Here is a 6838-nt window from a genome sequence, read left to right on the forward strand (position 1 = left end):
TATTTAAGTGATGTGCTGAAAAGGTTGCCGACACATAAAGTGACTCAGATTGAAGAATTGCTACCACACCGCTGGAAACCTAAATCGAATTAAAAAATAGGCATGGGGTTCAGCGGACGCTTACGATTAAATTTAACATTAATTAAAATATACGTTTAAAGATAAGCAATAAAAAACCCCGACATCCTGTCGGGGTTTTTCGTGTTTGGTTGCAAGGTATAACTCCTGTCGTACCTAACCATCCTTGTGCTGATCTTTCTTATTCTTATTGTTTGGAGCTTCCTGCTCTCTATGACTTCATCATAAGAAATAACGCTTTGATCAGCTAGAAGCAGATTCCTTAAATTACTGTACGTCAAAGCGTACAAAACTGGCTTAAAAATAGCCCCCAGATTTATCCGCAGAAATTGTGGATTTTTTTCAGGCTGAAAGCCTTATAGATTGTAGGTGATTTTCTGTTTTGAGTGTTTTTTAAGCAAAACTGTTGGCAAAAAATATCAAAACCGCTCACAAAAAAGCCGACTATTTCAAAGTCGGCTTTTTGGGCATTTTGGATTTTTATGATTTAAATAAGTATCTGATTTTTATATTAATATACAAGTGTATTGCGTATAAGCACCATTATGTTAAATAGACAGTGAATTAGTGGAAAAATCCAGTTATTGTGAAGCGTGGATAAGAGATTTTATGTCGAGCAATGATTACCTATCAACAAAGTATTCAGATAAAGTCTGTTTCCATTGAGATTGTATCTCTTTATTCTTATCTCTATATTTCTCAATACATTTCATAAGGTTATATCTATTTTTTGTACAAATAGTATCTGCTATTTTACTTAATACATCTATTTGATAAGGAATAGTTAGGCCAAATTTCTCAAGGAGAATATCTATTTCTGGTAAAAATAATCTGACTAATTCTTCATTAGATTTATTAAATTTGTTTTTAAATTCTTGAGGAATACATGAATTTCCTATGCGATCATAAATTTCAGGATTTTGAACATAATGCTTATTTTCCAATATAAGGCCTTTGTATCTAAGTGTGGGCGGACAAAATAGTTGGGAACTGGGAGGGGTGGAAATGGAGTTTTTAAGGATTATTTAGGGAAGAGTGACAAAATAGATGGGAACTGGGTGTAGCGTCGTAAGCTAATACGAAAATTAAAAATGACAAAATAGTTTGGAACTAGATTTCACTTATCTGGTTAACTAATCTAGCTAACCTGCCGCTCAGCTTAGTACGATCCTATATCCAACTGATCATAATCCTTTCATCAGTATCCCAAATTAAATCCCCCTCCTAGACTGCCTCACCAACACTTTACAGTGATCCCGTATTTCCGGACAGGTGATTGATTTTTTTCGCTTGTACAGGTGTTAAGCCACAGTTATCTTGATGTGGACATTATGCATTGTAATAGCCCATTAACATGCGCTAAGAGCATAAATTAATATACAGTAACAAGCATTACGAGGTGCTAATGTTTGGAAAGCAGCCTCTTCCAACTACAATAATAAGTTAACTATCCTCCACCCACAAATAATTACAAATGACCCCTTTCCGCTATAACTCCGATCTCACCAGCGGCTCGCTACAAACCCGAGAGTGTCGCATTATTACTGGCTTGTTACTCCAAGAGCTTGATGAAGCTGCCTGGGATAAAGCCATGTATAAGGAAAATGTGCTTCAGAAACGCACGCAATCTACGGTAAGACGTATTTCTTCAGCGCTTAGAAAACGCCTAGAACACCTAAGCTCTGACTTTTGGGCTTTTGCGTTTTTATGTTAGGCATTGTCTGGCAACTGGAGGAAGTGTAATGACCATGAATGGTCACTGTGATTGACAGTATCTTGCTTAAACTTATCTGAACAATGGTAGAACTGGCTCATATTTATCCCCTCTATGATTGTTTATCTTTTTCACCATAAAAAGTATCAGGGGCTACTCAGGGCTACATAAAGATATTTATCTACTTTTACTGATTGATAAGTAGCATCAGTCCATCCGCAGGACTGGTGGTGCCGGCAAAATGCTGACCCAACACATGCGTATAGATTTGCGTGGTCTTAACATCGTTATGCCCTAAGAGTTCTTGCACAGTGCGAATATCACGCCCCGCTTGTAATAGATGCGTAGCAAACGAGTGACGAAATGTATGACAAGTGACACGCTTGCTAACGATGCCTGCTTTTTGTACGGCTGCCTTCAATGCCTTTCGCGCAACGGAGTCATGCAGATGATGGCGGCATAATTTGCCGTTATACGGGTGGTTGCAGAGCGTGCTGGAGGGAAAGACAAACATCCACGCCGCTTGTCGATAAGCAGAAGGGTATTTGTGATCTAAAGCAAAAGGCAGCGATGGCCCTACGCCTTGTAAGTTGTCGTCTTGCTGAATAAGCCGCGCTTGCTCAATGAGTTATTTTATTGCTGGGATTAGGCGCGTGGGCAGTAGGCTGTTTCTGCTTTTCCCACCCTTACCGTCATGCACAGTGATGCAGCCATTATCAAAATCAAAATCTTTAACCCGCAAACGCAAGCATTCATTAATGCGCAAACCTGCACCATACAGCAGCGTAAAAATAACTTGGTTGCGAGTATCCATAACCTGCAAAATGCGTTGCACTTCATTTGCAGAGATAACAGAGGGTAGCCGTCTAGGCTTGCTTGCAGGGATATAATCAATATCGCCCAACGGCTGTTGTAAAAACCTGTTGTACAAAAAAGCTAGGGCATTTAAAGCGATTTTCTGCGTGTTTATGGCTACATGTCTGCTGTTTGCTAAGCTGGATAAAAACAGCCTGACCTCTTCACTGCCCATGGTCTGAGGATGACGTTTTTTGTGAAACAGAATAAAACGCTTAATCCAGTGCAGGTAAGTTTTTTCAGTTTTCAGCGCATAACCTTTTTGTCGCATATCCGTGCGTATAGAATTTAAAAATGGACTGTTAGACATAAAACGCTCCTTGTCTTGCAACTGTCTGCCTATACAGCCTATTCTAGCTGGGATTTAAAAAAGTGCCTGTTTTTTACGCCTAGAGATGCTTGTTTACCGGTAGAGTTTTAATTTAATGCTAAATAAATTAAAATGTTATGAGTTCTTTGGGTGAGATAATGTGCATCGTGCAAGCAGGATAGACGGCATGCACGATTTGTAATAACAGAGTGTCTTGTATTTTTAAAGAAAGTCTATTTAATACAAGTGATTATATTAATTAACGGTAAGCATCAGCGGGTGACAAAACGAGCATGCTTACTAATAAAATGTTAACCTCTGAGGAAGAATTGTGAAACTATCACTAATGGTAGCTATATCGAAGAATGGAGTTATCGGGAATGGCCCTGATATTCCATGGAGTGCCAAAGGTGAACAGCTCCTGTTTAAAGCTATTACCTATAACCAATGGCTGTTGGTTGGACGCAAGACTTTTGAATCAATGGGAGCATTACCCAACCGAAAGTATGCGGTCGTAACACGTTCAAGTTTTACATCTGACAATGAGAACGTATTGATCTTTCCATCAATTAAAGATGCTTTAACCAACCTAAAGAAAATAACGGATCATGTCATTGTTTCAGGTGGTGGGGAGATATACAAAAGCCTGATCGATCAAGTAGATACACTACATATATCTACAATAGACATCGAGCCGGAAGGTGATGTTTACTTTCCTGAAATCCCCAGCAATTTTAGGCCAGTTTTTACCCAAGACTTCGCCTCTAACATAAATTATAGTTACCAAATCTGGCAAAAGGGTTAACAAGTGGCAGCAACGGATTCGCAAACCTGTCACGCCTTTTGTACCAAAAGCCGCGCCAGGTTTGCGATCCGCTGTGCCAGGCGTTAGGCGTCATATGAAGATTTCGGTGATCCCTGAGCAGGTGGCGGAAACATTGGATGCTGAGAACCATTTCATTGTTCGTGAAGTGTTCGATGTGCACCTATCCGACCAAGGCTTTGAACTATCTACCAGAAGTGTGAGCCCCTACCGGAAGGATTACATCTCGGATGATGACTCTGATGAAGACTCTGCTTGCTATGGCGCATTCATCGACCAAGAGCTTGTCGGGAAGATTGAACTCAACTCAACATGGAACGATCTAGCCTCTATCGAACACATTGTTGTGTCGCACACGCACCGAGGCAAAGGAGTCGCGCACAGTCTCATCGAATTTGCGAAAAAGTGGGCACTAAGCAGACAGCTCCTTGGCATACGATTAGAGACACAAACGAACAATGTACCTGCCTGCAATTTGTACGCAAAATGTGGCTTTACTCTCGGCGGCATTGACCTGTTCACGTATAAAACTAGACCTCAAGTCTCGAACGAAACAGCGATGTACTGGTACTGGTTCTCGGGAGCACAGGATGACGCCTAACAATTCATTCAAGCCGACACCGCTTCGCGGCGCGGCTTAATTCAGGAGTTAAACATCATGAGGGAAGCGGTGATCGCCGAAGTATCGACTCAACTATCAGAGGTAGTTGGCGTCATCGAGCGCCATCTCGAACCGACGTTGCTGGCCGTACATTTGTACGGCTCCGCAGTGGATGGCGGCCTGAAGCCACACAGTGATATTGATTTGCTGGTTACGGTGACCGTAAGGCTTGATGAAACAACGCGGCGAGCTTTGATCAACGACCTTTTGGAAACTTCGGCTTCCCCTGGAGAGAGCGAGATTCTCCGCGCTGTAGAAGTCACCATTGTTGTGCACGACGACATCATTCCGTGGCGTTATCCAGCTAAGCGCGAACTGCAATTTGGAGAATGGCAGCGCAATGACATTCTTGCAGGTATCTTCGAGCCAGCCACGATCGACATTGATCTGGCTATCTTGCTGACAAAAGCAAGAGAACATAGCGTTGCCTTGGTAGGTCCAGCGGCGGAGGAACTCTTTGATCCGGTTCCTGAACAGGATCTATTTGAGGCGCTAAATGAAACCTTAACGCTATGGAACTCGCCGCCCGACTGGGCTGGCGATGAGCGAAATGTAGTGCTTACGTTGTCCCGCATTTGGTACAGCGCAGTAACCGGCAAAATCGCGCCGAAGGATGTCGCTGCCGACTGGGCAATGGAGCGCCTGCCGGCCCAGTATCAGCCCGTCATACTTGAAGCTAGGCAGGCTTATCTTGGACAAGAAGATCGCTTGGCCTCGCGCGCAGATCAGTTGGAAGAATTTGTTCACTACGTGAAAGGCGAGATCACCAAGGTAGTCGGCAAATAATGTCTAACAATTCGTTCAAGCCGACGCCGCTTCGCGGCGCGGCTTAACTCAAGCGTTAGAGAGCTGGGGAAGACTATGCGCGATCTGTTGAAGGTGGTTCTAAGCCTCGTACTTGCGATGGCATCGGGGCAGGCACTTGCTGACCTGCCAATTGTTTTAGTGGATGAAGCTCGTCTTCCCTATGACTACTCCCCATCCAACTACGACATTTCTCCAAGCAACTACGACAACTCCATAAGCAATTACGACAATAGTCCATCAAATTACGACAACTCTGAGAGCAACTACGATAATAGTTCATCCAATTACGACAATAGTCGCAACGGAAATCGTAGGCTTATATATAGCGCAAATGGGTCTCGCACTTTCGCCGGCTACTACGTCATTGCCAACAATGGGACAACGAACTTCTTTTCCACATCTGGCAAAAGGATGTTCTACACCCCAAAAGGGGGGCGCGGCGTCTATGGCGGCAAAGATGGGAGCTTCTGCGGGGCATTGGTCGTCATAAATGGCCAATTTTCGCTTGCCCTGACAGATAACGGCCTGAAGATCATGTATCTAAGCAACTAGCCTGCTCTCTAATAAAATGTTAGGCCTCAACATCTAGTCGCAAGCTGAGGGGAACCACTAGTGTCATACGAACCTCCAAGAGACGGTTACACAAACGGGTACATTGTTGATGTCATGTATGACAATCGCCCAAGTAAGTATCCAGCTGTGTTCAGAACGTACGTCCGAATTCCAGACTATGTCGAACTAGATAACGCGGAGGAGCTGGCCGACGCAATCATTCGAGAGGTTGAGTTAAAGGAGGCATGGCTCACAAGGGTCTTGGGGAACTCAGCCGATCCTGACGCTTCTGTGGGCAAGTGGGACCGGCGCCTAGCGCAGTGCGGTGGTATTGATGAGATGTCAAGTGGGGTGCAGGCAACATACTTCAGTCCAAACGGTCAGCTGGTCGGCTTAGTGGCATACATTGATGCCGAATGGATGGATGAATAGCTCTGACGTTACGATTCAGGTGAGACAACCAGATGGGCATTGCGTACAAGCTCAGTTGCCACCGATGTGGCTACGAGTCTGATCTTCTTTACCTAGGCCAAGGTATGGCGATGCTTCCTGAGCAAATAGTCGGAACGTGCACATGCTGCGACAATCTAACGACGATTTCTATAAATGAAAGCTACGGAGTATGCTCACTTTGTGGGGCTAAGGATCGTGTGATATTTACAAGCTATCAGCATGAGGCAAGGCCAAGAAATCCCTGCTATCTAGAGAGAAGTTTCAAATATCAATGCCCAAGATGCCATGCCTTCAGTATGGAGCCTCCGGATCTACCGGAGATGCTTTGGGACTAATGCTCCGCTTTGCCTCGGGTATCCGTTCGACCTATGTTTAAGAGGAAACGCACGTGTCTGCCGCCAAAGCTCTTGCCTATGCACTTTGTGACAAGTTGGAAAGCAAAAAAGTTGATGAAGTCGGTAAGCGTCCGCTGAACACACCTTCTGAATTCATCCTATAAGCCTTAATTTAGTCCCCACTTAGAAACAAGTGGGGACTAAAATTTATGACTACAAATCATCAGACATCCATCGCATCTCTTGCGAA

At 43.9% G+C, this 6838-nt stretch carries 7 protein-coding genes and 2 pseudogenes; 7 read left to right on the forward strand and 2 right to left on the reverse strand.

The window, feature by feature from the left end; translation table 11 throughout:
- Nucleotides 1-93: transposase domain-containing protein (locus tag FTU98_RS13545; protein ID WP_179993438.1), on the forward strand; the 93-nt coding region annotated here is incomplete at its 5' end.
- 608 nt (nt 94-701) lie between these two features.
- Here the strand turns inward: FTU98_RS13545 and FTU98_RS13550 are convergent.
- On the reverse strand, nt 702-1022 hold the full coding sequence (locus FTU98_RS13550; protein ID WP_079267340.1) for a hypothetical protein: 321 nt from the start codon (nt 1020-1022) through the stop codon (nt 702-704).
- Between the two features lie 530 nt (nt 1023-1552).
- Here FTU98_RS13550 and FTU98_RS13555 point away from each other — a divergent pair.
- Nucleotides 1553-1792: a BrxA family protein gene (locus tag FTU98_RS13555; RefSeq protein ID WP_001353740.1), complete on the forward strand. Its 240-nt coding sequence runs from the start codon at nt 1553-1555 to the stop codon at nt 1790-1792.
- Between the two features lie 187 nt (nt 1793-1979).
- Here the strand turns inward: FTU98_RS13555 and intI2 are convergent.
- Nucleotides 1980-2957 (reverse strand): annotated as a pseudogene (gene intI2 / locus FTU98_RS13560) (class 2 integron integrase IntI2).
- 331 nt (nt 2958-3288) lie between these two features.
- On the opposite strand from intI2, the gene dfrA1 reads away from it, so the two are divergent.
- From dfrA1 to FTU98_RS13585, 5 genes and pseudogenes are all read left to right on the forward strand, one after another.
- The gene (dfrA1, locus tag FTU98_RS13565) at nt 3289-3762 is read left to right on the forward strand and encodes a trimethoprim-resistant dihydrofolate reductase DfrA1 (RefSeq protein WP_000777554.1); all 474 of its coding nucleotides are present in this window, start codon (nt 3289-3291) and stop codon (nt 3760-3762) included.
- Between the two features lie 94 nt (nt 3763-3856).
- A complete protein-coding gene (sat2, locus tag FTU98_RS13570; protein ID WP_000704156.1) occupies nt 3857-4381 on the forward strand; it encodes a streptothricin N-acetyltransferase Sat2 in 525 nt (174 codons plus the stop codon).
- 57 nt (nt 4382-4438) lie between these two features.
- Nucleotides 4439-5274 (forward strand): annotated as a pseudogene (aadA1, locus tag FTU98_RS13575) (ANT(3'')-Ia family aminoglycoside nucleotidyltransferase AadA1).
- Between the two features lie 28 nt (nt 5275-5302).
- Nucleotides 5303-5800 carry a hypothetical protein gene (locus FTU98_RS13580; RefSeq protein ID WP_001444089.1) on the forward strand — a complete coding sequence of 166 codons (498 nt, stop codon included), beginning with the start codon at nt 5303-5305 and terminating at the stop codon, nt 5798-5800.
- Between the two features lie 60 nt (nt 5801-5860).
- Nucleotides 5861-6232, forward strand: a complete 372-nt coding sequence (locus FTU98_RS13585; RefSeq protein WP_000119696.1) for a hypothetical protein — start codon at nt 5861-5863, stop codon at nt 6230-6232.
- Nucleotides 6233-6838: the final 606 nt, after the last annotated feature.

Source organism: Acinetobacter sp. YH12211, assembly GCF_013418015.1.
Classification (GTDB): domain Bacteria; phylum Pseudomonadota; class Gammaproteobacteria; order Pseudomonadales; family Moraxellaceae; genus Acinetobacter; species Acinetobacter towneri.